This window comes from Nocardiopsis sp. NPDC049922 (assembly GCF_040660275.1).
GTDB lineage: Bacteria > Actinomycetota > Actinomycetes > Streptosporangiales > Streptosporangiaceae > Nocardiopsis.
Genome location: NZ_JBFAME010000002.1, coordinates 60,703 through 85,316 on the forward strand (window position 1 = coordinate 60,703; position 24,614 = coordinate 85,316).

The window sequence follows — 24,614 nt, forward strand, 5'->3', positions numbered from 1 at the left end:
CACTAGTGCGCGGCGTCGTGCCAGTTCTGCCCGCTGCCGACCGACACGGCCAGCGGAACACGCAGATCGTACGCCGTGCTCATCTCGTGCGTCACGAGGTTTTCCACCCGCTCCCGCTCGCCCGGCGCCACCTCCACCACCAGCTCGTCGTGCACCTGGAGCAGCACCCGCGAGGCGAACCCGCCCTCGGTCAGCGCGGCGTCCACCTGGAGCATCGCCACCTTGATGATGTCCGCCGCCGACCCCTGGATCGGGGCGTTGAGCGCCATCCGCTCCGCCATCTCCCGACGCTGCCGGTTGTCGCTCGTCAGGTCCGGCAGGTACCGCCGCCGCCCCAGGATGGTCTCGGTGTACCCGGCCCTGCGCGCGTCGTCCACCACCGAACGCAGATAGTCGCGCACCCCGCCGAACTGCGCGAAGTAGTCCTCCATCAGCTTCTTCGCCTCGTCCGGCGTGATCCCCAGCTGCTGCGACAGCCCGTACGCGCTCAACCCGTAGGCCAGCCCGTAGCTCATCGCCTTGATCCGGGACCGCCTCTCACCGTCCACCTCGTCGACCCCGATGCCGAACACCTGGGCCGCCATGTGCGCGTGGAAGTCGTAGCCGCTGTTGAACGCGTCGATCAGCGCCCGCTCCCCCGACAGGTGCGCCATGATCCGCAGCTCGATCTGGCTGTAGTCCGCGGTGAGCAGCTCCTCGAAGCCCTCCCCGACCACGAACGCCCGCCGGATCCGCCGCCCCACGTCCGTGCGCACCGGGATGTTCTGGAGGTTGGGGTCGGTCGAGCTCAACCGCCCCGTCGCCGCCACCGTCTGGTTGAACGTCGTGTGGATGCGACCGTCGTCGGCGACCGTTTTGATCAGCCCCTCGACCGTCGTCCGGAGCTTGGTCTGGTCCCGGTGGTGCAGCAGCACCCCGGGCAGCTCGTTGTCGGTCTGCGTCGCCAGCCACGCCAACGCGTCCGCGTCGGTCGTGTACCCCGTCTTGATCTTCTTCGTCCGGGGCAGCGCCAGCTCCTCGAACAGCACCTGCTGGAGCTGCTTGGGCGAACCCAGGTTGAACTCGCGCCCCACGATCTCGTGCGCCCGCTCCACCGCGCCGCGCGCCGCCGCCGCGAACTCACCCTGGAGCCCCTCCAGGTACTCCAGGTCGGCGGCGATCCCCGCCCGCTCCATCCGCGCCAGCACGTCCACCAGCGGCAGCTCCACCTCGCGCAGCAGATGCGCGCCGCCGCGCCTGTCCAGCTCCGCCGCCACCACCCCGGCCAGGTCGCGGGTGGCCGCCGCCCGCACCGCCAACAGCCGCTGACGGCCACCGGCCGCGTCACCGCCGTCCCCCAGGTCCAGGGTCATCTGCGCGCCGTCGGTGTCCTCCTCCAGCTCCCGGCCCAGGTACTTGCGGCACAGGTCGGCCAACTCGAACCGCCGCTGCCCCGGCTGCGCCAGGTAGCCCGCCAGCGCCGTGTCGCTGACCACCCCATCCAGGGACCACCCGTGCGCGCCCAACGCCAGCAGGGCGCCCTTGTACTCGTGCACGACCTTGGGACGCGCCCGGTCCGCCAGGAACGCCGACAGCGCGTCGGTGTCCGCGGGGTCCAGGACCTCGGGGTCCACGTACAGCGCGGCGCCCGTCGGCACGCACACCGCCAGAGCGTCGACCCGCCCGGTCCCCTTCCCCCACGTGCCCTCGATCGCCAGACCGGCGGGCGCCTCGGCGGTCAGCGCGTCGGCCGCCGCGTGCTCGGTCAGCCACGCCGCCACCGCGCCCGTCCCGGCGACGGTGACGTCGACGGAGAACCCCTCCGCCGCCTCGGCCTCGGCCCCGCCCTCCGGCTCGCCGACCCGGATCACCGCGTACAGGCGCTCACGCAGGTTCGACGCGAACTCCAGGTTGTCGAACAACGCGTCGATCCCGGACCGGTCCGCCTCCGCGATCAGCAGATCGTCCACGGCCACGCCCAGGTCGACGTCGGTCGCCAACCGGTTCAGCCGCTGGTTGCGCAGCACGTCATCCAGGTGGTCGCGCAGGTTCTGGCCCGCCTTGCCGGTGACCTCATCCACGTGGGCGACCAGTGCGTCCAGCGACCCGTACTTGGCGATCCACTTCGCCGCCGTCTTGGGCCCCACCCCCGGCACACCCGGCAGGTTGTCCGCCTTCTCCCCCACCAGCGCGGCCAGGTCCCGGTACCGCTCCGGCGAGACGGCGTACTTCTCCTCGACCGCCTCCGGAGTCATGCGCTTGAGGTCCGACAGGCTCTTGCCCGGGTACAGCACCGTGCAGTCCTCGGTCACCAACTGGAAGGCGTCCCGGTCACCGGAGGCGATCAGCACCTCCATCCCGGCCTCGCCGCCCTGGTACGCGAGCGTGGCGATCACGTCGTCGGCCTCGTAGCCCGGGGCCGACAGGTTCGCCACCCCCATCAACCGCATCAGGTCCTGGGTGAGCGGCACCTGCGACGGGAACTCCTCGGGCGTCTCGGACCGCCCGCCCTTGTACTCGTCGTACTCCTCGTGCCGGAACGTGGGCCCCGACAGGTCCCACGCCACCGCCACGTGCGTGGGCTCCTCATCCCGCAACAGCTTGACCAGCATCGACGTGAAACCGTAGACGGCGTTGGTCGACTGACCGGTACTCGTGCCGAACTTCTCCACCGGCAGCGCGAAGAACGCCCGGAAGGCCATCGAGTGGCCGTCCAGGAGCAGCAGGCGGGGCCGTCGGCCACCACCCGCCGCGGGGGAGCCGCTGCCCGCCCCGGCGCCGGCACGGGAATTCTGGTCGGGGGTCTCTCGCTTGGTCACCACAGGTGAATCCTAAGATGCGCACCAGACAATCCGCGGCCATCACCGAGAGATCGGCGACCGAGCCGCACGCCACCGCCCCATACGGGCGCCCCACCGGATCGGAAGGCACCACCATGCCCGCAGACATCGAGTCCCTGCGCACCCAGTTCGACGAGGGCACGATCACCATGGGCCCCCTCGCCGACCGCATGGGCATCGAGATCACCGAGGCCTCCGCCGAACGCGTGGTCGGACGGATGCCCGTCAAGGGCAACGAACAGCCCTTCGGCCTCCTGCACGGCGGCGCCTCCTGCGTCCTGGCCGAGTCCCTCGGCTCGATCGGCTCCACCATCCACGCGTCCCAGTTCGGACTCGTCGCGGTCGGCATCGAGATCAACGCCACCCACCACCGCTCGGCCACCGAGGGCCACGTGACCGGCGTCGCCACACCCGTCCACCTCGGACGGACCCTCGCCACCTGGGACATCACCATCACCGACGACAACGGCAGGAAGGTGTGCACCTCGCGGCTGACCTGCATGCTGCGCGAACTCCCCAGCGCCTGACCCCAGGCGGAGACGCCACCAGGCCCGGTCGACGACGGCACCGCACGCCCCCCGCACGGCACCGCGTACCTCGACGGCCGGGCCTCGTCATGCCCACCGTCCACGACACATCGCCACCCCGCGGTCACTGAAACGGTGCCGTCCGTCCAACGGCACACCCCTGACGAGCAGGGATGACTACAGAGCCATAACAGCCTGACGGCGAGTCGGCACCAACGCCCGAACCGTACTTCCACGCCGCGAACTTCCGTGATTAAGCTCCGCTAACGCTCCTGATTAAGCAATGCCACACAACGCGGGCATACAGGACGCATTCGCACCATCGGCACGTCTGCGCCACGCAGCCCGTGCTTCGTCCGTTGAACGGAGTTGACCACGACCATGGCAAGCAAGAAGCTGCTAGGCCTTACAGCCGCCACCGCGGCCCTGGTACTCGGACTCACCGCGTGTGGCAACGGCGGAGAGGGCGACGGCGAAGGCGGCGGAGGCGGCGAGGCCTTCACCTTCGGCATCCTCTACCCGCAGACCGGCGCCCTCGCCTTCCTCGGCCCGCCCCAGGTCACCGGCGCCCAGTACGCCATCTCCGAGATCAACGAGGCCGGCGGCATCCTCGGCACCGAGATCCCCGCCCTCATCGAGGGTGACGAGGCCGGCGACGCCGCCCAGGCCAACGAGGCCGCCAACGCCCTCGTCGGCGACGGCGTCAACGCCGTCATCGGCGCCGCCGCCTCCTCCATGACCCAGGCGAGCTACGACACCATCACCAGCGCGGGCATCGTCCAGTGCTCCGGCTCCAACACCGCGCCCGACCTCACCAACATCGAGGACAACGGCCTCTACTACCGGACCGCGCCCAGCGACCTCCTCTCCGGTCCGGTGATGGCCCGCAAGATCGTCGACGACGGCCACGTCACCGTCGGCATCGTCGCCCGCGCCGACGACTACGGCTCCGGCTACATGGGCGGCCTCCAGGCCGAACTCGAGGCGCTCGGCGCCGAGGTCGTCGTCACCGAGACCTACGACCCCGACGCGACCAACTTCTCCGGCGTCGTCGACAACGTGACCAGCGAGGACCCCGACGCGATCGCGCTCATCTCCTTCGAGGAGGGCGGCCAGGTGCTGGCCTCGCTCCTGGAGAGCGGTGTGGAGGGCGACCAGCTCTACATCACCGACGGCCTCAACTCGCCCGACCTCGGCAGCACCGTCGACGAGAGCAACCCCGAGATCGTCACCGGCATCACCGGTGTCGCTCCCGGCGCCGACAACCCCGGGTTCAACGAGGGCCTGGCCGAGTTCGCCCCCGACCTTGAGGTCTACCAGTTCGCCCCGCAGGTCTTCGACTGCGTCACCGCCATCGCCCTGGCCGCCGAGGCCGCCGAGAGCGCCGACCCCGCTGACTACTCCGCCGAGCTGGCCAACGTGACCAGCCCCGACGGCACCGAGTGCGGCAGCTTCTCCGAGTGCCGTGACCTGCTCGCCGAGGGCGAGGAGATCAACTACCAGGGCGTCAGCGGCAACATCGACTGGGACCAGAACGGCGACCCGACCTCCGCCACCTTCCAGATCTTCCACTTCGGTGAGGAAGGCTACGAGACGGCCGGGTACGAGGAGTACTCCGTCGAGGAGTAACCCGCCCACCGTCGCGGACGCCCCCCGCCCGCCCGCGACGACGCTCCGAACACCACGAGGCGCCCCGGGACACCGTCCCGGGGCGCCTCCCCGTGTGACCGGGACCCGGCCGCCCCACCCCCGACGGCCCCCCGCGACGAGGCCCCCTCCCCCCGGATCGGAGCCAGGCCGCCACCGCCCGGGAAACCGGACCACCAGGCCCCGCCCCCATCCGAACCCGGGTCCTCCTCACCGCGACCGCGCTCCGCCGTCCCCGCGACACCCGGCTCCGGGACACCCACCCCCGAGCCCGGTCACGTCCCGGGCGTCTCCGGGCCTCTCCCCCGACCACGTCCCCGCCTCGCCTCGGCGTACCCCGGACCCTCCCCCCACGACCGGTCCCCACCGCGCCAAACGGCTCTCCGCGCCCGGTTCTCCGCACCCGGCTCTCCGCGGCCCGGCACCAGCCGGAGGATCACACACACCGCCACCGGACCGAGACCACCCGGCCCACGGCCACCCGCGAGCACCGGTCCTCCACAACACATCCCCGCACAACGACCAGAGGCGGGTGGGCGCCGCCGAAGGCGCACGAGGTCGAGGGGTCCTCCACAGCGCATCCCCCGCACAACGACCAGAGGTCCCCACACCGACCACCCCGGCCACCAGTGCCCCCCCCGCGCACACGAACGGGGGGTGGGGTCCGCAGACCCCACCCCCCGCCAGGGAAACCCCGGATCAGCCCTTCGCGAGCGTCCCCAGGTACAGCTCGATCACGTTCGGATCGTTCAACAGGTCGCGCCCCGTACCCGTGTACGCGTTACGCCCCTGGTCCAGCACGTACCCCCGGTCACAGATCTGCAGGCACCGGCGGGCGTTCTGCTCCACCATGATCACCGAGACACCCGTGGAGTTGACCTCCTTGACCCGCTGGAAGACCTCCTCCTGGTAGATCGGCGACAGACCCGCCGTCGGCTCGTCCAACAACAGCACCGACGGATCCATCATCAACGCCCGACCCATCGCCACCATCTGGCGCTCACCGCCCGACAGCGACCCGGCCTTGGCCTTGCGGCGGTCCGCCAGCAGCGGGAACAGATCCGCCACCACCGTGAACCGCTGGGCGAACGCCTTCGGTCGCAGGAACGCCCCCATCTGGAGGTTCTCCTCGATCGTCAGCGAAGGGAACACGTTCCGCGTCTGCGGCACGTACCCCACACCCCGCTCCACCAGACTGTGCGCCGCCAGACCCGCGATACTCGAACCCCGCAGCGTCAACGACCCCGACCGCACCGGGATCAACCCGAACACCGTCTTGATCAACGTCGACTTACCGGCGCCGTTCGGCCCGATGATCGCCACGACCTCACCCTCGGTGAGCGTCAGCGTGCACCCGTTGAGGATGTTCACCCCGGGCACGTACCCGGCCACCAGGTCCTTCGCCAACAGCAGGTAGTCCCCGGGACCGCCCACCTCCTCGACCGGCTCCGACCGCGCGTGCTCCAGCACCTCCTCGCGGTGCCGCTCGAAGACCGCGGCCTCCTCGGCCCCCGCCGGAACCTTCATCGGCCCCAGGTCGTCGTTCTCAGTCATCACCACTCCCCCGGGCCTCGTCCGCGTCGACCTCCTGGGCACCCAGGTAGGCGTCGATCACCTGCTGGTTCGAGCGGATGTCCGAGGGACGCCCCTCGGCGATCACCTGCCCCTGCGCCAACACGACGATCCAGTCACTGATCCCCATGATCACGTCCATGTCGTGCTCCACGAACAGGACCGTCTTGCCCTCGTCCCGAAGCGACGTGATGTGACCCAACAGGGACTGCACCAACGCCGGGTTCACACCCGCCATCGGCTCGTCCAACATGATCATGCTCGGATTCGTCATCAACGCACGCGCCATCTCCAGCAACTTGCGCTGACCGCCGGAGAGCGCACCCGCGATGTCGTTCCGCTTGTCGATGAGCTTGAACCGCTCCAACAGCTGCAGGGCCTGCTCGGTGTTCCTCCGCTCCTGGTGCTGCCACATCGGCCGCAGGAACGCACCCGCCATCCGCTCACCCAGCTGCCCCGGCGCCCCCAACAACATGTTGTCGAGCACCGACATCCGCGTGAGCGCCTTCGTCAACTGGAACGTCCGCACCATCCCGGCCTTCGCGACCTGGTGGCCCTTGCGCCCGTTGATCGGCCGACCCTCGAACGTCCACCGGCCGGCGTCGACCCGGTCGAACCCGGTCAACAGGTTGAACAGCGTCGACTTCCCGGCGCCGTTCGGCCCGATCAACGCCGTGATCGTCCCCCGCTGCACCTCCAGGTGCCGCACGTCCACCGCGGTCAGACCGCCGAACGAACGCCGCACCCGGTCCGCCACCAGGATCGGATCGGACTTGCCCGACCCCGGCTCCGGCTCCGCACCGGCCATCCGGTCGACCGCCACGGTGTTCACCTCGTCACTTGACATTGACCAGCATCTCCTTCCGGTCGCCGATGAGGCCCTGCGGCCGGAAGACGATCAGCACCACCAGCATCAGACCCGCGAAGGCCAACTGGAGCGCACCGTAGTCGGGCCCGCTCAGGAACGGCAGCCAACCCATGGCCCCGAGCCCCTTGAGCACACCGTCGGTGAAGGTCATCAGGAACCAGAACGCCATCGAACCCAGCACCGGACCGAACACCCGACCGGCGCCGCCGAGCAGCAGGATCACCCACAGGAAGAACGTCACCTGCGGCTTGAACTGGTCCGGCGCGATCGACGCCTGGTACACGGCCAGGATCGCCCCGGCCAGCGCACCGACCAGACCGCCCAGCACCAGTACCTGCATCTTGTAGGCGAACACGTTCTTACCCAGGCTGCGGACCGCCTCCTCGTCCTCCCGGATGCCCTTGATGACACGGCCCCACGGGCTGTGCATCAGCAACCAGGTCAACCCCGCGAGAAGCAGCACCAACGACCACGTCACCACCAACACCCACAGGTGGTTGCCGTTGTACGACAGCGGACCCAGCGTGTAGAACCGGCTCGAATCGAACGGGTTCAGGGCACGGAAGTCCCCCGCCAGGTTCTGCAACCCGTACACGCTGCTCGTCAACGGATCGGCGAACTCCGCCCGATACAACAGGCGCAGCACCTCCGCCGCCGCGATCGTCGTGATCGCCAGATAGTCCTCACGCAACCGCAGCGTGGGGATACCCAGCAACAGCGCCAACGCCACCGCACAGGCCAACCCCATGAGGACGCCCACCGACAACGGCAGGTCGAACACCGCCACGCTGATCCCGACACCGTAGGCGCCCACCAGCATGAAGCCGACCTGGCCGAAGTTCAGCAACCCCGTGTAACCGAAGTGCAGATTGAGACCGATCGCCGCGACCGCGTAGATCGCCGCCACCGGACCGATCGCCGATCGGGTCGAATCGGCGAGGATCGAAAGGATATCCATCGTCTACCTCTCCTAGCCGACCCGTTCACGCCGACCGAGCAGACCCTGCGGTCTGACCAGGAGCATGAGGATCATCAGGGCCAGAGCCCATGCCTGCATGAGCTGGGACGGGAACCACAGGGTGGACAGCACCGCCACCAGACCGACGGCCAGACCGCCCACCATCGCCCCGTAGGCCGTCCCCAGGCCACCGAGGATCACCGCCGCGAACATCAACAGCAGCAGGCGGAAGCCCATCTCGTAGTCGACCACCTGGTTCAGACCGAAGAGCACACCGCCCAGCGACGCCAGAGCGCCACCCAGACCCCACACGTACAGGGTCACCCGGTCCACGTCGATACCCGACGACTCCGCCAGGTCCCGGTTGTCCGACACCGCGCGCATCGCCTTGCCGATGCGGGTGAACTGCAACAGGCAGGCCACAGCCACGAGCACCACCAGCGCCACGCCCATGACCACCAGGTCACGCGGCGGCAGCGACACCGGACCGATCTCCACCAGATCCTGGATCTGGAACCCCGCGTACCGCTCCCGGCGCGCACCGAAGAGCACCAGGATCACGTGGCGCAGGATCAGCGCCAGACCGATCGACACGATGAACATCTGGATCAGCGCGACGTTGCGGTGCCGCAGCGGACGCCACACGTACCGCTCCATCGACCCGCCCAGCACCGCGCCCATCAGGACCGCGACCACCGTGGCCGCCCACAGCGGAAGCTGCCAGCCGACACTGTCGCCGAGTACGCCCAGCACCGTCGCCAGCACCAGACCGGCGAAGATCGCCACCCACTGCGCGACGATCAGTCCCGTCCGCGACACCCGGCCCTCGCCGAACGCGCCCAACAGGATCGCCCCGCCCAGACCGGCGAAGATCGCCAGCAGGGCGTTGCCCATACCGGCCGCGCCCGTGCTGAAGAGCATGGCCATCATCGCGCCGAACGTGACCATGTCACCGTGCGAGAAGTTGATCAGCTTCGTGGTGCCGAAGATCAGCGACAGGCCGATCGCGGACACCGCGATCACCAGGCCGAACAGAACACCCGCGGCCGTGAGCTGGGCCAGCCGCTCCCCGAAGGAACCGCCGCTGTCACCCACCGCGATCGACTCGTCGTCGGCCGGGGTGTCGCCCTCCTCGCCGGAGCCCTCCGAGGCCTCCTCCGAGGGGCTGGGAGAACCCTCGTCGGTCCCACCGCCGGCCGGCACCAACGCGATGATCAGAGGGCGGCGATCATCCGCCTCGACCTCGACCTGGGCCTCACCGTCGACCACGAGCGACGTCTCTCGTACGGCGAACTCGCTGGGGATGGACTCCTGATCCACCACGACGCGGTACTCACCCGGTCCGGGCAGTTCCACTTCCCACATTCCATCAGGGTCGGTCTCGCTCGCCCCGATCTCGTCATCCCCCTGGAAGACCGTGATCCCGATGCCCTCGACACCTTGATCCCGGTCGTCCGGGTGGCTGATCTGACCGTGCAGCGCCTCACCGCCCTGTTCGTCTGCCGTCGCAGCTGGCCCGGGGATCACCAGGATGGCGGTGATCAGGGCGAGCAGCACGGTCACGAGACGTGTGCGCACGCGCGCTCCTTGCGCATCTGAGGTTGGCGATGCCGAATGCGCGCATTCGACACCGTTGTCCTTTGCTGTTCGGTGCGGTGAGTTTAGCCCGATTTAGCCTGGTCATTCAGCACCGCTTAAGCCACGTGACCCAACCGTCACCCCATCGTGTGAAACCGAGATCGAACCGGTACGTCCGCCCGGTTGACCCTGAACGGGTGTCTGGTTTTCGCCGCGAACACCAGCTGATCTGCACGTTTCCTCCGCCGGACGTGCGCGGGAGAACAGAAGGGGGCCGCACCCGGTAGTGGGTGCGGCCCCCGTGGAACGGTCGGGCTGAGGCGGCTCAGTCCTGCTTGCCGCCGAGCGTCTCGACGACCGTCTCCGCGACCTTGCGCATCGTCAGTCGGCGATCCATGGAGTTCTTCTGGATCCACCGGAACGCCTCGGGCTCACTCATCCCGTGGCGGCTCTGGAGCAGCCCCTTGGCCTGCTCGACCAGCTTGCGGGTCTCAAGACGCTCCTGAAGGCTGCTGACCTCCGACTCCAGCGCGGCCAGTTCGGCGTAGCGGGAGGTGGCCATCTCGATCGCCGGCACCAGGTCCGACTTGGTGAAGGGCTTGACCAGGTAGGCCATGGCCCCGGCCTCACGCGCCCGCTCGACCAGCTCGCGCTGGGAGAAGGCGGTGAGGATCACGACCGGTGCGATCCGCTCCCCCGCGATGCGCTCGGCGGCGGACAGGCCGTCGAGCACCGGCATCTTGATGTCGGTGATCACCAGGTCGGGCTTCAGCTCCCGGGCAAGCCGGATGGCGGTCTCACCGTCACCGGCCTCGCCGACGACGGCGTACCCGTCCTCTTCCAGCATCTCCTTGAGGTCCAGGCGAATCAGGGCCTCGTCTTCCGCGATCACCACGCGGCTCTGCGTCCTCGTCACGTACACGAGGTTACCGAGATCCGCTAGGATGCTGGACGTCGGGACCGGCAATGCGTGCCAATCGTGACGTCAGCGTTGACGGAGCATCGCCAGGCCGACGGAACCAGACACCCCCGCTCGGCTGTCCGGTTTACTAAGAATGCCCCGATACTCCAACGGCAGAGAGAATCGTCTCAAACACGATCCAGTGTGGGTTCGAATCCCACTCGGGGCACCAAAGGCCATCCTCCGGGGTGGCTTTTCTACTGCCCAGGGGCCTGGGGATCGCTGACATCAACCGAATGTCGCATACGTGAGCAATCGTTCACTCCATGTACGCACCACACATGCGCCGCTCAGCGGTGGACATGCCGAACTCCGGAATCTCCCACAGTGAGGCCAGTCGACGCCTCGGCGTCGCCTGGAAGAGCCATGCCAAGAAGACCCGGCGGGGATGTCAGAACCAGACTGTGGTCTCCATCTGCCAGAAGGCCGCTGTCGCCCGCATGGACTCGTTCGTGGGGCCGAAGTACTGACCGCGCGCGAGCCCGCGAGGGTTCCGGCCAGAACCCCGGTATCTACCCAGCCAGTTCGACCCTACTTGGGTCCTTTGTCACTTTATGCCGGGGCAACCGGGCCGAAGGGGTCACATCACGGCCACAACCTGGGTACAACCCGTGGGTTCGGTCGCCGTTCGCCCCCGACGTCCCCGATCCTTGATACGCAGAGCGGATTCCAGGAGAGGAGCAGCGGGTGCTGACCGCGGTGGCCGGGGTGATCGGAGCACTCGTCATCGGCGCCTGGGTCGTGGTGGCCTGGGGGTCCCGGCGTCGCCTGCCCTGGCTGCTGACCCCCGTCGCCCTCCTCATCGTCGTCCTCGTCGCCGTCGGCCAACCCGGCTGGGCGTTCCTCCCCGTGGTCGCCCTGGTCGCCGGGTCCTTCGCCGAACTGGTCGTCGGATCGCGCGAGTCCCCCACGGTCCGCACCAAGAACCCCGACGCGCCCCTGAGCACCGAACGGTGGGCCGCCGCCGTCGCCGCGCCGTTCCGGGTCGCGCTCGCCGAACCCTGGGACGTGGTGGCCCGGCCGTCGCTGCGCCGCCGCTACCGCCGCGTCCTGGAGCGGCAGTGGGCGGTGACCGACCGCGAGTCCCTGCTCGCGGCGGTCGACGGTCTCCAGGAGGAACTGCACTCCGGCCCCTCCCTCGACCTGGTCGTCGACCTGCGCGCGGGCGTCGCGAAGTCGCGGCTGCCCCAGGACCGGGGCGGCCACTCCACGGGCGCGAACGTGCGGCTGACCCCGGAGCAGATCGACCGGCTGCGTTCGGTGGCCGACGCCCCCGAGGCCGACGAGACGGTGATCATCGGCGCGTTCCAGTGGTGGAAGTCGGTGCACGTGATCCGTCTGGTGTGCGCCGGGGCGTCGCTGGACTGGTTGTCTCCGGTGGAGACGCAGACGTTGTTGCGCCGGGTGGCCTCCGATCTCCAGCGCCGGTACTCGTCGTGGCACCAGTTGTCGGTGGCCTTCCACGCGGGGTACCTGTTGTGGCCGGAGCGCGGTGTGGAGGGTGAGCACGGGGGCGCCGACCGGGTGTGGACGGCGTTGGGGTTGTTGACCGAGGATCCGCGGAGTCCGTGGAATCTGCTGCCGTGGGACATGCCGTTGGAGCGGGTGATCTCCGAGGGCGGGGTGGCCAGCGGCCAGGAGCAGTAGGCGGGGCTCCGGGGCTGGCCGGTACGCGTCGGCCGCACCGGTCCTGGCCCGGATGGTCGGCGCGGCTCATTCGCCTTCCTCCGGGCCGGACCTGATGCGGCCCGTGTGCGGGCGCCTCGTGGGCGCTCCGGTGTTACTGCGCGCTCAGTGCGACGGCGTCACCGAGTTTGTGGACGCGTAGGGAGTTGGTGGACCCCACGGTTCCGGGCGGGCTGCCCGCGACGATGACGACCTTGTCGCCCTTGGTGTACTCGCCGAGCTGGAGGAGTTCGGCCTCCACCTGGCGGACCATGTCGTCGGTGTTGTCGACCCACGGCACGAGGTTGGTCTCCACGCCCCAGACGAGGGACAGCAGGCCTCGGGTGCTGGCCTCGGTACTGAAGGCCATGAGGGGGATGGGCGACCGGTAGCGGGCGAGGCGGCGTGCGGTCTCGCCGGACATGGTGAAGGCGACGAGTGCCTTGGCGCCGACGGTGGCTCCGATCTCGGCGGCGGCGCGGGCGATGGCTCCTCCGGTGGTCTCGGGCACCCGGGTGAGGATGTGCGAGGCGCGGAGGGATTCCTGTTCGGCGGCGGCGACGATGCGCGCCATGGTCTCGACGGTCTCGATGGGGTACTGCCCGACGCTGGTCTCGCCGGAGAGCATGACGGCGTCGGCGCCGTCGAGGACGGCGTTGGCGACGTCGGAGGCCTCGGCGCGGGTGGGCCGGGGGGCTCCGATCATGGATTCGAGCATCTGGGTGGCGACGATGACCGGTTTGGCCTTGTCGCGGCAGCGTTCGATGGCGCGCTTTTGCACCATGGGAACGTTCTCGAGGGGGAGCTCGACGCCGAGGTCGCCGCGGGCGACCATGACGCCGTCGAAGACCTCGATGATGTCGTGGAGGCGTTCGACGGCCTGGGGCTTCTCGATCTTGGCGATGAGGGGGACGGTGACGCCCTCGTCGTCCATGATGCGGTGGCACTCCTCGGCGTCCGCGGGGCTGCGGACGAAGGAGAGGGCGACCATGTCGACGCCGTTGCGGAGCGCCCAGCGTAGGTCGGCCTCGTCCTTGTCGGTGAGTGCGGGGACGCTGACGGCGACGCCGGGGAGGTTCAGTCCCTTGCTGTTGGAGACGGCGCCGCCGTAGATGACGCGGGTGTGGACGTCGGTGCTGGTGGTCTTGGTGCATTCCAGCACGACGCGGCCGTCGTCGATGAGGACGCGGTCTCCGGGGCGGACGTCGCCGGGGAGTCCCTTGTAGGTGGTGGAGACGCGGGTGGCGTCGCCGGGGATGTCGTCGGTGGTGATGGTGAACTCGTCGCCGGGGGCGAGTTCGTGGGGTCCGTCGGCGAAGGTGCCGAGGCGGATCTTGGGTCCTTGGAGGTCGGCGAGGACGCCGACCGATCGTTGTGCGGCCTCAGCGGCGGCTCGCACGTTGGCGAGGTTGGCGCTGTGGTCGTCGTGGGTTCCGTGGCTGAGGTTGAGTCGCGCTACGTCCAGTCCGGCGTCGACGAGCCTGCGGAGGACTTCCGGGCTCGAGGTGGCGGGACCGAGGGTCGCGACGATCTTTGCTCGACGTGTCACGTGCACAACTCTAGAGGGTTGGGTGGGTGGAGTGGTCTAAACCAGGTTGCGAATGGACGTATGTCTGGCTGCGGTGGGGCGAACGGCGGCGGGGTGGTCGGGGGCTGGTTTCTGGCTGTTGGGGCGGGTTTCGGTAGCGTTCGGGCGGTAGTGGCGGGGTTCTGTCGAGGGTGGGTGTGTGGTGTTCGCGTACGAAGAGGTCGTGGCGGCTTTGGAGTCGGAGACCGCGGCGCTGGCGGGGGTTCTGGAGGGGTTGTCGGAGGCCGAGGCGGTGGTGCCGACCCGCTGTTCGCCGTGGGATGTGGCGGCGTTGGCGGCGCACACGGTGGGGGCGGTGCTGCGGGTGGAGGACATGCTTGCGGATCCGGTGCGTGAGGACGGGGGCGCTGCGATCTCGGCGGCGGGCTACTACGCGCCGGACGCGCGGTTCTCGCCGGAGGTGAACGGGGAGCGGGTGCGGTCGGCGGTGGAGGCGGCGGCGCGGCGGGCGGACGCCGGGGAGCCGGGCCGGGTGCTGCGTGGGGGCTGGGCGGCGTTGAGGGGGCGCCTGGCGGCCGAGGAGGGTGGTCGTCGGGTGTTCACACGGCACGGTGATCCGATGTCGTTGACGGACTTCCTGGTGACGCGGGTGGTGGAGGCGGTGCTGCACGGCTGGGATGTGGCGGACGCGTTGGGGCGCGAGGTGTGGACGACGCGGCCGGCGTTGGATGTGGTGGTGCGGTTGGTGTTCGGCGCGGCGGACCGGGATGCGGTGGAGCGGGTGTTCCCGGGGGTGTGGTCCGACGCGGCGGTGGCGGTGCGGGCCGTGCGTGCGGTGACCGGCCGTTCGGAGGGGGGCGCGGGTCGGGAGGCGCTGTCGGCGGCCGGGGTGCGGTTCCTGGCGCTGGGGTGACCCGTGCTCGCGCGTGGTGCCGCTGGGCGGCGGGCGGGGGTCGGGCGCGGGCCGGAGGGGCTCCCCTTCACCTGTCCTGGCGGGGTTGGGGCAGGTAGGTGCCGACGCGGCCGTAGGCGCGCAGGACGCGCAGGCGTTGGATGGTGCGCATGCCCTCGCGTTCGAGGGTGGCGGCGGGGTCCCAGTGGTTCCAGGCGGCGTCCCAGCCTCCGTCGGCGCGTTGCTGTTCCTCGAGGACGTCGAGGGCGCGGTTGATCTCGGCGTCGGTGAAGAGGGGGCGCGCGATGTGGTGCGGGTGGGGGGCCAGGTCGAGTGGTGTGTGGACGTGGGCCTCGGTGCGCGGGTGGACGTCGATGACGGCGCGGATCATGGTGGAAAGGCGGTTGAGGGCCTGCATGGCGCGGGTGCGGTTGGGGGCGTACTGGAGGAAGGTGCACACGCCGATGGCCTCGTGGGGTTCGGTCCAGGCGAGGGTGTCGACGCGCTTCCAGCAGTAGGCGGTGGCGGTGTCGCGCCACTGGTGCGTGATGTGGTGTTTGTGCAGGTATCCGCAGATGAGGGCGGTGATGTCGAGGCGGCCGGTGAAGTCCTCGGTCTCCAGGAGCCAGGGGGCGGCCTCGGTGTGGCGGATGGTGGGCAGGACGTGGGGGACGCTGCCGTCGGGGTCGCAGACGTTGGCGAGGAACTGGCAGACGCCGGCGCCGATGCTGTGCGGGACGGGTCCGAGTTCGTCGAGGTACTGCAGGGCGGTCGCGACGCCGCCGGGCTGGCTGGCGTGGCCGCGCATGTCGGGGTCGATGCCGTTGCCGTAGCCGCCGTCGAGGTTGCGGTAGGCGGCCAGGGCGGAGCGGATGGGGGCGGTGGGGCCGTTCTGGAAGTGGTACGCGAAGCGATGGCGGTCGATGAGGCGCGCGGTGCGCATGGTGAAGTGCTCCGCGGCGTGGTATGCGTCCCAGGTCACAACGCTCATGTCTTCGACGGTACGACCGGTGGGTCGTCGCGGAGAATAGTCGGCCGTGCAATATATGCGATCTTTACGCCGGTGGCGGCGTGTGTCCGGCGGCGTCCGCGGAGGGGCGCGGCGGCGCCGGGCACGGGGGTCCCGTGCCCGGCGCCGCCGTGTGTGGCTCAGACCAGGGGCCGTGCGGTCGGCGGGATGGCGACCGGCAGGGTGGTGGTCTGGGTGAGGTAGCGGTCGACTCCGGCTGCGGCGGAGCGGCCCTCGGCGATGGCCCAGACGATGAGGGACTGGCCTCGGCCCATGTCCCCGGCGCAGAAGACGCCGTCGACGGTGGTCTGGTAGTCGGCGTCGCGGACGACGTTGCCGCGTCCGTCGAGTTCGACGCCGAGCTGTTCGATCATGCCCTCCTTCTGGGGGCCGACGAAGCCCATGGCGAGGGTGACGAGGTCGGCGGGGATCTCGCGTTCGGTGCCCTCGACGGGTTCGAAGCCCTTGTCGGTGCGCTTGACCTCGACGAGCTTGAGGGCGCGGACGTCGCCGTTGTCGTCGCCGAGGAATTCGAGGGTGTTGACGGAGTAGATCCGCTTGCCGCCCTCCTCGTGCGCGCTGGTGACCTTGTACAGCATGGGCATGGTGGGCCATGGCTGGTGGTCGGGCCGCTTGGCGGGCGGCTTGGGCATGATCTCGAGCTGGGTGACGGAGGCGGCGCCCTGGCGGTGGGCGGTGCCGACGCAGTCGGCGCCGGTGTCGCCGCCGCCGATGACGACGACGTGCTTGCCCTCGGCGGTGATGGGCGGCGTGTCGTAGTCGCCTTCCTGGACCTTGTTGGCCAGGGGCAGGTACTCCATGGCCTGGTGGATGCCGCCGAGGTGGCGGCCGGTGGCGGGCAGGTCGCGCCAGGCGGTGGCGCCGCCGGTGAGGACGACGGCGTCGTGGTCGGCGCGGAGCCGGTCGACGGTGATGTCGACGCCGACGTCGACGCCGGTGCGGAAGGCGGTGCCCTCGGCGGTCATCTGGGCGAGGCGGCGATCGATGTGCCGCTTCTCCATCTTGAACTCGGGGATGCCGTAGCGGAGGAGGCCGCCGAGGCGGTCGGCCCGCTCGTAGACGGTGACGTCGTGTCCGGCGCGGGTGAGCTGCTGTGCGGCGGCGAGTCCGGCGGGGCCGGAGCCGACGACGGCGACCTTCTTGCCGGTGCGGGTGGTGGGGGGCAGGGGCTTGACCCAGCCCTCCTCCCACGCGCGGTCGATGATGGAGACCTCGACGTTCTTGATGGTGACGGCGGGCTGGTTGATGCCGAGCACACACGCGGACTCACAGGGGGCGGGGCAGAGCCGTCCGGTGAACTCCGGGAAGTTGTTGGTGGCGTGCAGGCGTTCGATCGCCTCGGCCCAGTCGTGGGTGTGGACGAGGTGGTTCCACTCGGGGATGAGGTTGCCGAGCGGGCAGCCGTTGTGGCAGAAGGGGATGCCGCAGTCCATGCAGCGCGACGCCTGCTTGGTGACGGTGCCCCGGTCGAAGTCCTCGTGGACCTCGCGCCAGTCCTGGATGCGCACGTCCACCGGGCGGTGGGCGGGCAGTTCGCGTTCGGTGATCTTCAGGAAACCCTTGGGGTCAGCCATGGTGTGTGTTCCTCCTCTCGTGTTCGCTGACGCTCAGGACTGCGCGGAGGCCATGACGGCCTCGTTGACGTCGCGCCCGTCGCGTTCGGCCTCGGCCTGGGCGAGCAGGACCCGCTTGTAGTCGCGTGGCATCACCTTGGCGATGCGGTCGAGGGCGGCGGGGCCGTCGGCGAGGAGTCGCTCGGCGACGGCGGAGCCGGTCTCGTCGCGGTGGCGGGTGAGGACGTCGGTGAGGAAGGTGCGGTCCTCGTCGGTGAGCGGTTCGATCTCGACCATCTCGGGGTTGACCCGGTGGTGGTCGAGGTCGAGGACGTAGGCGACGCCTCCGGACATGCCCGCGGCGAAGTTGCGTCCGGTGCGGCCGAGGATGACGGCGCGGCCGCCGGTCATGTACTCGCAGCCGTGGTCGCCGATGCCCTCGACGACGGCGGTGGCGCCGGAGTTGCGGACGCAGAAGCGTTCGCCGGCGACGCCGCGCAGGAGGATCTCGCCGGAGGTGGCGCCGTAGCCGATGACGTTGCCGGCGATGATGTGGTCCTCGGCGACGAGCGGGGAGGACCGGTCGGGGCGGACGATGACGCGGCCGCCGGAGAGCCCCTTGCCGACGTAGTCGTTGGCGTCGCCTTCGAGTCGGAGGGTGACGCCCTTGGGGACGAAGGCGCCGAAGGACTGGCCCGCGGAGCCGGTGAAGGTGACGTCGATGGTGTTCTCGGGCAGGCCGTCGGCGCCGTGGCGCTTGGTGACCTCGTGGCCGAGCATGGTGCCGACGGTGCGGTTGACGTTGCGTACCGGCAGTTCGAGCGTGACCGGCTGACCGAAGTCCAGGGCGCCCTCGGCGAGTTGGATGAGGGTGTTGTCCAGGGCCTTCTCCAGGCCGTGGTCCTGGCCGCGTGTGTGCAGCCGGTGGTCGCCTCCCCAGGGTTCGACCTCGTGGAGGATCGGCGACAGGTCCAGGCCCTGGGCCTTCCAGTGGTCGACGGCCTCGGTGGTGTCGAGCAGGTCGACGGCGCCGATGGCCTCGTCGAGGCTGCGGAAGCCGAGCTGGGCGAGGTACTCGCGGACTTCCTGGGCGATGAACTCGAAGAAGTTGACGACGTACTCGGCCTTGCCGGAGAAGCGTTCGCGCAGGGTCGGGTTCTGGGTGGCGACGCCGACGGGGCAGGTGTCGAGGTGGCACACGCGCATCATGACGCAGCCGGAGACGACGAGGGGCGCGGTGGCGAAGCCGAACTCCTCGGCGCCGAGCAGGGCGGCGATGACGACGTCGCGGCCGGTCTTCATCTGGCCGTCGGCCTGGACGACGATGCGGTCGCGCAGTCCGTTGAGCAGCAGGGTCTGCTGGGTCTCGGCGAGGCCGAGTTCCCAGGGGGTGCCCGCGTGCTTGAGCGAGGTGAGCGGGGAGGCGCCGGTGCCGCCGTCGTGGCCGGAGATGAGCACGACGTCGGCGTGCGCCTTGGACACGCCGGCGGCGACGGTGCCGACGCCCGCCTCGGAGACCAGCTTGACGTGGACCCGCGCGGACGGGTTCGCGTTCTTGAGGTCGTGGATGAGCTGGGCGAGGTCCTCGATGGAGTAGATGTCGTGGTGCGGCGGCGGGGAGATGAGCCCGACGCCGGGGGTGGAGTGGCGGGTCTGGGCCACCCACGGGTAGACCTTGTGGCCGGGCAGCTGGCCGCCCTCGCCGGGCTTGGCGCCCTGGGCCATCTTGATCTGGATGTCGTCGGCGTTGGTGAGGTAGTGCGAGGTGACGCCGAACCGGCCGGAGGCCACCTGCTTGATGGCGCTGCGGCGCAGGTCGCCGTTGGCGTCCGGGGTGAAGCGGGCGGGGTCCTCGCCGCCCTCGCCGGTGTTGGACTTGCCGCCGAGGCGGTTCATCGCGATGGCGAGGGTCTCGTGTGCCTCGGCGGAGATGGAGCCGTAGGACATGGCGCCGGTGGAGAAGCGCTTGACGATGGCGGAGACGGGCTCGACCTCGTCGACGGGGATGGGCTCGCGCACGCCCTCCTTGAGGCGGAAGAGTCCGCGCAGGGTCATGAGCTCCCGGGACTGGTCGTCGATCTTGGAGGTGTACTCCTTGAAGATCTCGTACCGGCGGGTGCGGGTGGAGTGCTGGAGCTTGAAGACGGTCTCGGGGTTGAACAGGTGCGGTTCGCCCTCGCGGCGCCACTGGTACTCGCCGCCGACCTCCAGGCGCCGGTGGGCGTTGGCGTTGGCGGCGTGGGCGCGGCGGTGGCGGATGGCGACCTCCTCGGCGAGGACGCCGAAGCCGACGCCGCCCAGGCGGGAGGTGGTGCCGGTGAAGCACCGGTCGATGACGTCCTGGCCGAGGCCGAGGGCCTCGAAGATCTGCGCGCCGGTGTAGGAGCTGACCGTGGACACGCCGATCTTGGACATGATCTTCAGGACGCCCTTGCCGAACGCCTTGACGGTGTTGCGGACGGCCTGGTCGGCGTCGATGCCGCCGATGACGCCGCGTTCGACGAGGTCCTGGACGGTGGCCAGGGCCAGGTACGGGTTGACGGCGGAGGCGCCGTAGCCGATGAGGAGCGCGACGTGGTGGCATTCGCGCACGTCGGCGGCCTCGACGAGCAGGCCGACCTCGGTGCGGGTCTTCTCGCGCACGAGGTGGTGGTGGACGGAGCCGGTGAGCAGCAGCGACGGGATGGGCGCGCGGGTGGCGTCGGCGCGGCGGTCGCTGAGCACGAGGATGTGGGCGCCGTCGGCGATGGCCTGGGACACCTCGGCGTTGATCTGGTCGAGGCGCTCGGAGAGCGCGTCGCCGCCGCCGTCGACGGGGTAGGTGCCGTCGACGGTGAAGGTGCGCAGGGCCGGGTTGGTGGTTCCGGCCTGGACGATGGCGGCGAGCTGGGCCTGGTCGACCACGGGTGTGGGCAGGACGAGGCGCCGGGTGTCGCCCACCTCGGCCTTGAGGAGGTTGCCCTCGGCTCCGAGCAGGGTGTTCAGGCTGGTGACCATCTCCTCGCGGATGGCGTCCAGCGGCGGGTTGGTGACCTGCGCGAAGTTCTGCGAGAAGTAGTCGAAGAGCTGGCGGGACCGTGCGGAGAGGGCGGCGACGGGGGTGTCGGTGCCCATGGATCCGATGGGTTCGGCGCCGGTGCGGGCCATCGGGGTGAGGATGACGCGCAGTTCCTCCTCGGTGTAGCCGAACACCTGCTGGGCGAGGTTGAGTTCGGCGACCGGGGTGGGTTCGGCGTCGGGCAGGTCGCCGAGGCGGACCAGGCCGGAGTCGATCCACTCCTGGTAGGGGTGTTCGGCGGCGAGTTCGGCCTTGATCTCCTCGTCCTCGATGATCCGTCCCTGGGCGGTGTCCACGACGAAGATGCGGCCGGGCTGGAGGCGTCCCTTGCGGACGACGTTGGCCGGGTCGATGTCCAGGACGCCGGCCTCGCTGGCCAGGACGACGAGGCCGTCGTCGGTGACCCAGTAGCGGCCGGGGCGCAGGCCGTTGCGGTCCAGGACGGCGCCGACGAGGGTGCCGTCGGTGAAGGTGACCGAGGCGGGTCCGTCCCAGGGCTCCATGAGGGTGGAGTGGAACTCGTAGAAGGCCCGGACGGCCGGGTCCATCTCGGTGTGGTTCTCCCAGGGTTCGGGGACCATCATGAGCACCGCGTGCGGCAGCGAACGCCCGCCCAGGTGGAGCAGTTCGAGGGCGTCGTCGAGCGAGGCGGTGTCGGAGTCGTCGGGGTCGACGATGGGGAAGATCCGGTCGAGGTCGCCGGGGATGAGGTCGGTGGCGAGCTTGGCCTCGCGCGCCCGCATCATGTTCCGGTTGCCCTTGACGGTGTTGATCTCGCCGTTGTGCGCGACGTAGCGGAACGGGTGGGCGAGCGGCCAGGACGGGAACGTGTTGGTGGAGAACCGGGAGTGGACCAGGGCCAGGCCGGAGGTGTAGCGCCGGTCGGACAGGTCGGGGAAGAACGGCTCCAGCTGCGGGGTGGTGAGCATGCCCTTGTAGGCGATGGTGCGCGGGGACAGGCTCGGGAAGTAGACGTCGGTCTCGTGCTCGGCGCGCTTGCGGACGCAGTAGGCGTAGCGCTCCAGGGCGATGCCGGTGAGGCCCTCGGTGGGGGTGCCGGGGGTCCCGGCGACGAAGAGCTGGCCGAAGGAGGGCATGGCCTCGCGCGCGGCGGGGCCGCAGTACTGCGGTTCGAAGGGCAGTTCGCGCCAGCCGAGGACGGTCAGGCCCTCGTCGGCGACGATGGCGTCGATGCGCGCGACGGCGTCGGCGCGGTCGGCGGCGTCGGCGGGCAGGAAGGCGATGCCGGTGGCGTAGGCGCCAGCGTCGGGCAGGTCGAAGTCGCAGACCTCGGTGTAGAGCTCGTGCGGGATCTGGGTGAGGATGCCCGCGCCGTCACCGTCGTCGGGGTCGGCCCCGGAGGCGCCTCGGTGGTCGAGGTTGCGCAGGACGGTGAGCGCCTTCTGGACGATGTCGTGGCTGCGCTGACCGGTGAGGTCGGCGACGAAGCCCACACCGCAGGCGTCGTGCTCGAAGGCGGGGTCGTACAGGCCCTGGGACGTGGTTTCCGCGTTCGTTCGGACGGACGAACGCCGCACCTGAGCAGCAGGCATCTACCCTCCTGTCGTCTTTCGTCGGCTTCGTGAAAAGCGCATCCGGGACGACGTTGGCCCTGCTGCGTCGGGAATGAAGTTGTGCGGCCGGGTCGCGGCCGGTGCCCGCTGGGCGGGTGCCGGTGTCCGCTGCCGTCGGGTCGGCCACGTCCTCGTGGCCGCGGTGGCGGATGGTCACCCGTTGCGGGAAGTTCTCTTATACACGCTGGTCCAGCCGCGATGCGAATCGCAGGTCTAGACCAGAGGGAGCTGCGGTGCGCCCTCACGGAAGGGTCGTGCCTCCTCGCGGGAGGCGGCGCGGGTCCCTCTCGGACGCTGTTCTCCGATGAGGGCTGGCCTAGCCGTTCTTCCACGCGGGAACCCTGCTAAACCTCCCAAAGTGGATAAAACCCCGACTGGTGGTCGGGCTGCCCCCACTCCGGAACGTGAACGTGGCGCTCCGCACACCCACATTACCCCGGTGTTAACGTCAGCTCCAAGGTCTCCTCCGCACACGGGTGGGTGATATCTCCCTCATCCACCATGAACCGCCCTGACCAGCGATTCCATCCCCACCGCCCGCACGTGGGACGATCGGGGCATGGCAGGACACCCGACTTCCCCCGGCGCGGACGACCCCGGCGCCGCGCACGCACACCCGATCGCCTCAACCTCACGAGCACCGGTATCGGTCACCTCGGAGCGCTCCGACCCGTTGCCCAAGGCGGCGCTGCGACTGCTCGTCGAGCAGGGCGTGGACGCGCCCCGGGTCCGCCGGATCCTGGCGCTGCTCTCGGACGGCCGGTGGTGGGGCGCCAACGACCTCGTGCGGGCCAGCGGTGTCGCCCACGCCGTCGTGGCGGCCGCGCTCCGCGCCCTGGACGAGGCCGAGGAGCTCGACACCGAGACGGGGGACGGGCAGCGCAGGGTGCGCCTGGTCCACCCCGCCGACTTCCGGAGCGCGGCCGCCGACGACCTCGCCGACCCGGTGGCCCACCTCGTGCCGAGGTACGCGCGGGCGGGCGCGGTGCTCGCGCGGGCGGTGGCCGAGGGGCCCGCGTCCGACCCTGACCTGGACCACGTGGCGGCGACCGCGGAGACGGCGCTGCGGCGCGCGCTGTTCCTGTGCACGCGGTTCGACCTCAGGGACCGGGTGCTGTTGTGCGTGGGCGACCACGACCTGACGGCGCTGGCCGTGACGCTGGTCTGCCCTCGGGCGCGCGCGGAGGTCGTGGACGTCGACGAACGGGTGCTGGCGCACATCGACGCGGTGGCCGAGCGCGAGGAGCTGCCGGTGCGCACGCACTTCGCGGACCTGCGGCTGGGTCTGCCGTCGCCGTTGCGCGGCGGCGCGGACGTGGTCTTCACCGATCCGCCGTACACCCCGGACGGGGTGGAGCTGTTCGTCCGGCGGGGCCTGGAGGGGATGGCCGATCCGCGCAGGGGCCGGGTGCTGGTGGCCTACGGGGCCAGTGAGACCACCCCGCGGTTGGCGGCGGCGACGCAGACGCGGATGGTGCGGTTGGACCTGCTGTTGGAGGCGGTCTGGCCGGACTTCAACCGCTACCAGGGGGCCGAGTCGATCGGCGCCGCCTCGGACCTGTACGTCCTGCGGCCGCTGTCGCGGACCGCTCCCGCTCCGTCGGGGGACGCCGCGCGGGTGTACAGCCAGGGGGTCAACGCCAAGGAGGCACGAGGCGGTCTGGACGCCGAGCGGGCGGAGGCGGTGGTCGGGGCGGTGCTCGACGACCTGGGCGGCGCGGCGGATCCGAGGGCGCTGACGCTGGTCGGTGCGTGGCCCAAGGACGTCGCGGCGGAGGCGGGGCGGGTCCGGCTCTCGACGTGGATGGGGGCGCCGACCTCGGCGACGGAGCACGCGGTGGTCAACCTCACCGCCGGGTGGGAGCGGCTGGGGGCGCGGGCGGCGCTCGCGGCGGCCTCGGACACCGTGTACGCGCTGGTGCCGTCGGCCGCGGCGGCCGTGCGGGACGAGGCGGGGCAGCGGGCGCTGCGCGCGATGGTGGAGCCGCGGTTCGAGGTGCGGTTCCTGCGGGGGTTCGGGGCCCCGAACCTGACGGCGGTGCGGTTCACGCGGCGGACGCGGGCGGGGTCGGCGGTGGACCGGCTGATGGTCCACGTGCAGGAGCGCGCGCACGGGATGCTGCGGGCGACGCTGCGCGGCGGGCTGACCGAGGTCGCGGCGTGGATGGGGCGGCCGATCAACAAGCGCACGTCGCGGCACGCGGTGGCCACGACACCGGCGTGGCTGTCCGGGCACACGCTGCTGGATCTGCCGGGGCACCGGTTGGGCGAGCTGCGTGGCGTGATGGAGGGGCTGATCGAGCGGGTGGAGCACGCGGAGGGGTGACCGGGCGCGGGGCCCGGGAGGTCGTCCTCCCGGGCCCCGTCCGTTGGGGGTGACGCGG

The 24,614-nt window shown here is 70.4% G+C and carries 16 protein-coding genes and 1 tRNA gene; 7 read left to right on the forward strand and 10 right to left on the reverse strand.

All coding sequences use genetic code 11. From position 1 onward, the window contains the following. Positions 1 to 2: 2 nt before the first annotated feature. Entirely contained in the window at positions 3 to 2,798 is a 2,796-nt protein-coding gene (gene polA / locus AB0I72_RS04485) for a DNA polymerase I (protein ID WP_358562947.1), read from the reverse strand. A 116-nt stretch (positions 2,799 to 2,914) separates the two neighbouring features. Here polA and AB0I72_RS04490 point away from each other — a divergent pair, with 116 nt between their 5' ends. Together AB0I72_RS04490 and AB0I72_RS04495 are read left to right on the forward strand one after the other, a co-directional pair. Beyond that, the gene (locus AB0I72_RS04490; RefSeq protein ID WP_358562949.1) at positions 2,915 to 3,346 is read left to right on the forward strand and encodes a hotdog fold thioesterase; all 432 of its coding nucleotides are present in this window, start codon (positions 2,915 to 2,917) and stop codon (positions 3,344 to 3,346) included. Positions 3,347 to 3,727: 381 nt separating this feature from the next. Further along, positions 3,728 to 4,975, forward strand: coding sequence for an ABC transporter substrate-binding protein (locus tag AB0I72_RS04495; RefSeq protein ID WP_358562951.1), 1,248 nt, complete (start codon positions 3,728 to 3,730; stop codon positions 4,973 to 4,975). A 717-nt stretch (positions 4,976 to 5,692) separates the two neighbouring features. On the opposite strand, the gene AB0I72_RS04500 is transcribed toward AB0I72_RS04495, so the two are convergent. The 5 genes from AB0I72_RS04500 to AB0I72_RS04520 form a co-directional block, all read right to left on the reverse strand. Next, positions 5,693 to 6,547: an ABC transporter ATP-binding protein gene (locus tag AB0I72_RS04500; protein ID WP_358562953.1), complete on the reverse strand. Its 855-nt coding sequence runs from the start codon at positions 6,545 to 6,547 to the stop codon at positions 5,693 to 5,695. After that, on the reverse strand, positions 6,540 to 7,412 hold the full coding sequence (locus AB0I72_RS04505; protein ID WP_358562955.1) for an ABC transporter ATP-binding protein: 873 nt from the start codon (positions 7,410 to 7,412) through the stop codon (positions 6,540 to 6,542). The genes AB0I72_RS04500 and AB0I72_RS04505 overlap by 8 nt, the downstream gene beginning before the upstream one ends. Further along, positions 7,402 to 8,391 (reverse strand): branched-chain amino acid ABC transporter permease, encoded by a 990-nt coding sequence (locus AB0I72_RS04510; RefSeq protein WP_358562957.1) that lies wholly within the window; start codon positions 8,389 to 8,391, stop codon positions 7,402 to 7,404. The genes AB0I72_RS04505 and AB0I72_RS04510 overlap by 11 nt, the downstream gene beginning before the upstream one ends. A gap of 12 nt (positions 8,392 to 8,403) precedes the next feature. Beyond that, positions 8,404 to 9,969: a branched-chain amino acid ABC transporter permease gene (locus AB0I72_RS04515; RefSeq protein WP_358562959.1), complete on the reverse strand. Its 1,566-nt coding sequence runs from the start codon at positions 9,967 to 9,969 to the stop codon at positions 8,404 to 8,406. A 325-nt stretch (positions 9,970 to 10,294) separates the two neighbouring features. Continuing rightward, a complete protein-coding gene (locus AB0I72_RS04520) occupies positions 10,295 to 10,864 on the reverse strand; it encodes a response regulator (RefSeq protein WP_358563724.1) in 570 nt (189 codons plus the stop codon). Positions 10,865 to 11,026: 162 nt separating this feature from the next. Here AB0I72_RS04520 and AB0I72_RS04525 point away from each other — a divergent pair. From AB0I72_RS04525 to AB0I72_RS04535, 3 genes are all read left to right on the forward strand, one after another. Next, positions 11,027 to 11,102 (forward strand) — tRNA-Leu (locus AB0I72_RS04525). A 94-nt stretch (positions 11,103 to 11,196) separates the two neighbouring features. After that, positions 11,197 to 11,400: a hypothetical protein gene (locus tag AB0I72_RS04530; RefSeq protein WP_358562961.1), complete on the forward strand. Its 204-nt coding sequence runs from the start codon at positions 11,197 to 11,199 to the stop codon at positions 11,398 to 11,400. Positions 11,401 to 11,617: 217 nt separating this feature from the next. Further along, positions 11,618 to 12,577 (forward strand): DUF1266 domain-containing protein, encoded by a 960-nt coding sequence (locus tag AB0I72_RS04535; RefSeq protein ID WP_358562963.1) that lies wholly within the window; start codon positions 11,618 to 11,620, stop codon positions 12,575 to 12,577. Between the two features lie 133 nt (positions 12,578 to 12,710). Here the strand turns inward: AB0I72_RS04535 and pyk are convergent, their stop codons facing one another. Continuing rightward, complete coding sequence (gene pyk / locus AB0I72_RS04540) at positions 12,711 to 14,144, reverse strand: pyruvate kinase (protein WP_358562965.1); 1,434 nt, start codon at positions 14,142 to 14,144, stop codon at positions 12,711 to 12,713. 181 nt (positions 14,145 to 14,325) lie between these two features. Between pyk and AB0I72_RS04545 the strand changes: the two genes are divergently transcribed. Continuing rightward, entirely contained in the window at positions 14,326 to 15,036 is a 711-nt protein-coding gene (locus AB0I72_RS04545) for a maleylpyruvate isomerase N-terminal domain-containing protein (protein WP_358562967.1), read from the forward strand. A 67-nt stretch (positions 15,037 to 15,103) separates the two neighbouring features. Here AB0I72_RS04545 and AB0I72_RS04550 read toward each other — a convergent pair whose 3' ends face one another. From AB0I72_RS04550 to gltB, 3 genes are all read right to left on the reverse strand, one after another. Then, positions 15,104 to 15,997: a prenyltransferase gene (locus AB0I72_RS04550; protein ID WP_358563726.1), complete on the reverse strand. Its 894-nt coding sequence runs from the start codon at positions 15,995 to 15,997 to the stop codon at positions 15,104 to 15,106. Positions 15,998 to 16,164: 167 nt separating this feature from the next. After that, entirely contained in the window at positions 16,165 to 17,619 is a 1,455-nt protein-coding gene (locus AB0I72_RS04555; protein ID WP_358562969.1) for a glutamate synthase subunit beta, read from the reverse strand. Positions 17,620 to 17,652: 33 nt separating this feature from the next. Continuing rightward, entirely contained in the window at positions 17,653 to 22,209 is a 4,557-nt protein-coding gene (gene gltB, locus AB0I72_RS04560) for a glutamate synthase large subunit (protein ID WP_358562971.1), read from the reverse strand. Positions 22,210 to 22,789: 580 nt separating this feature from the next. On the opposite strand from gltB, the gene AB0I72_RS04565 reads away from it, so the two are divergent. Further along, positions 22,790 to 24,556 carry a bis-aminopropyl spermidine synthase family protein gene (locus AB0I72_RS04565; protein WP_358562973.1) on the forward strand — a complete coding sequence of 589 codons (1,767 nt, stop codon included), beginning with the start codon at positions 22,790 to 22,792 and terminating at the stop codon, positions 24,554 to 24,556. Positions 24,557 to 24,614: the final 58 nt, after the last annotated feature.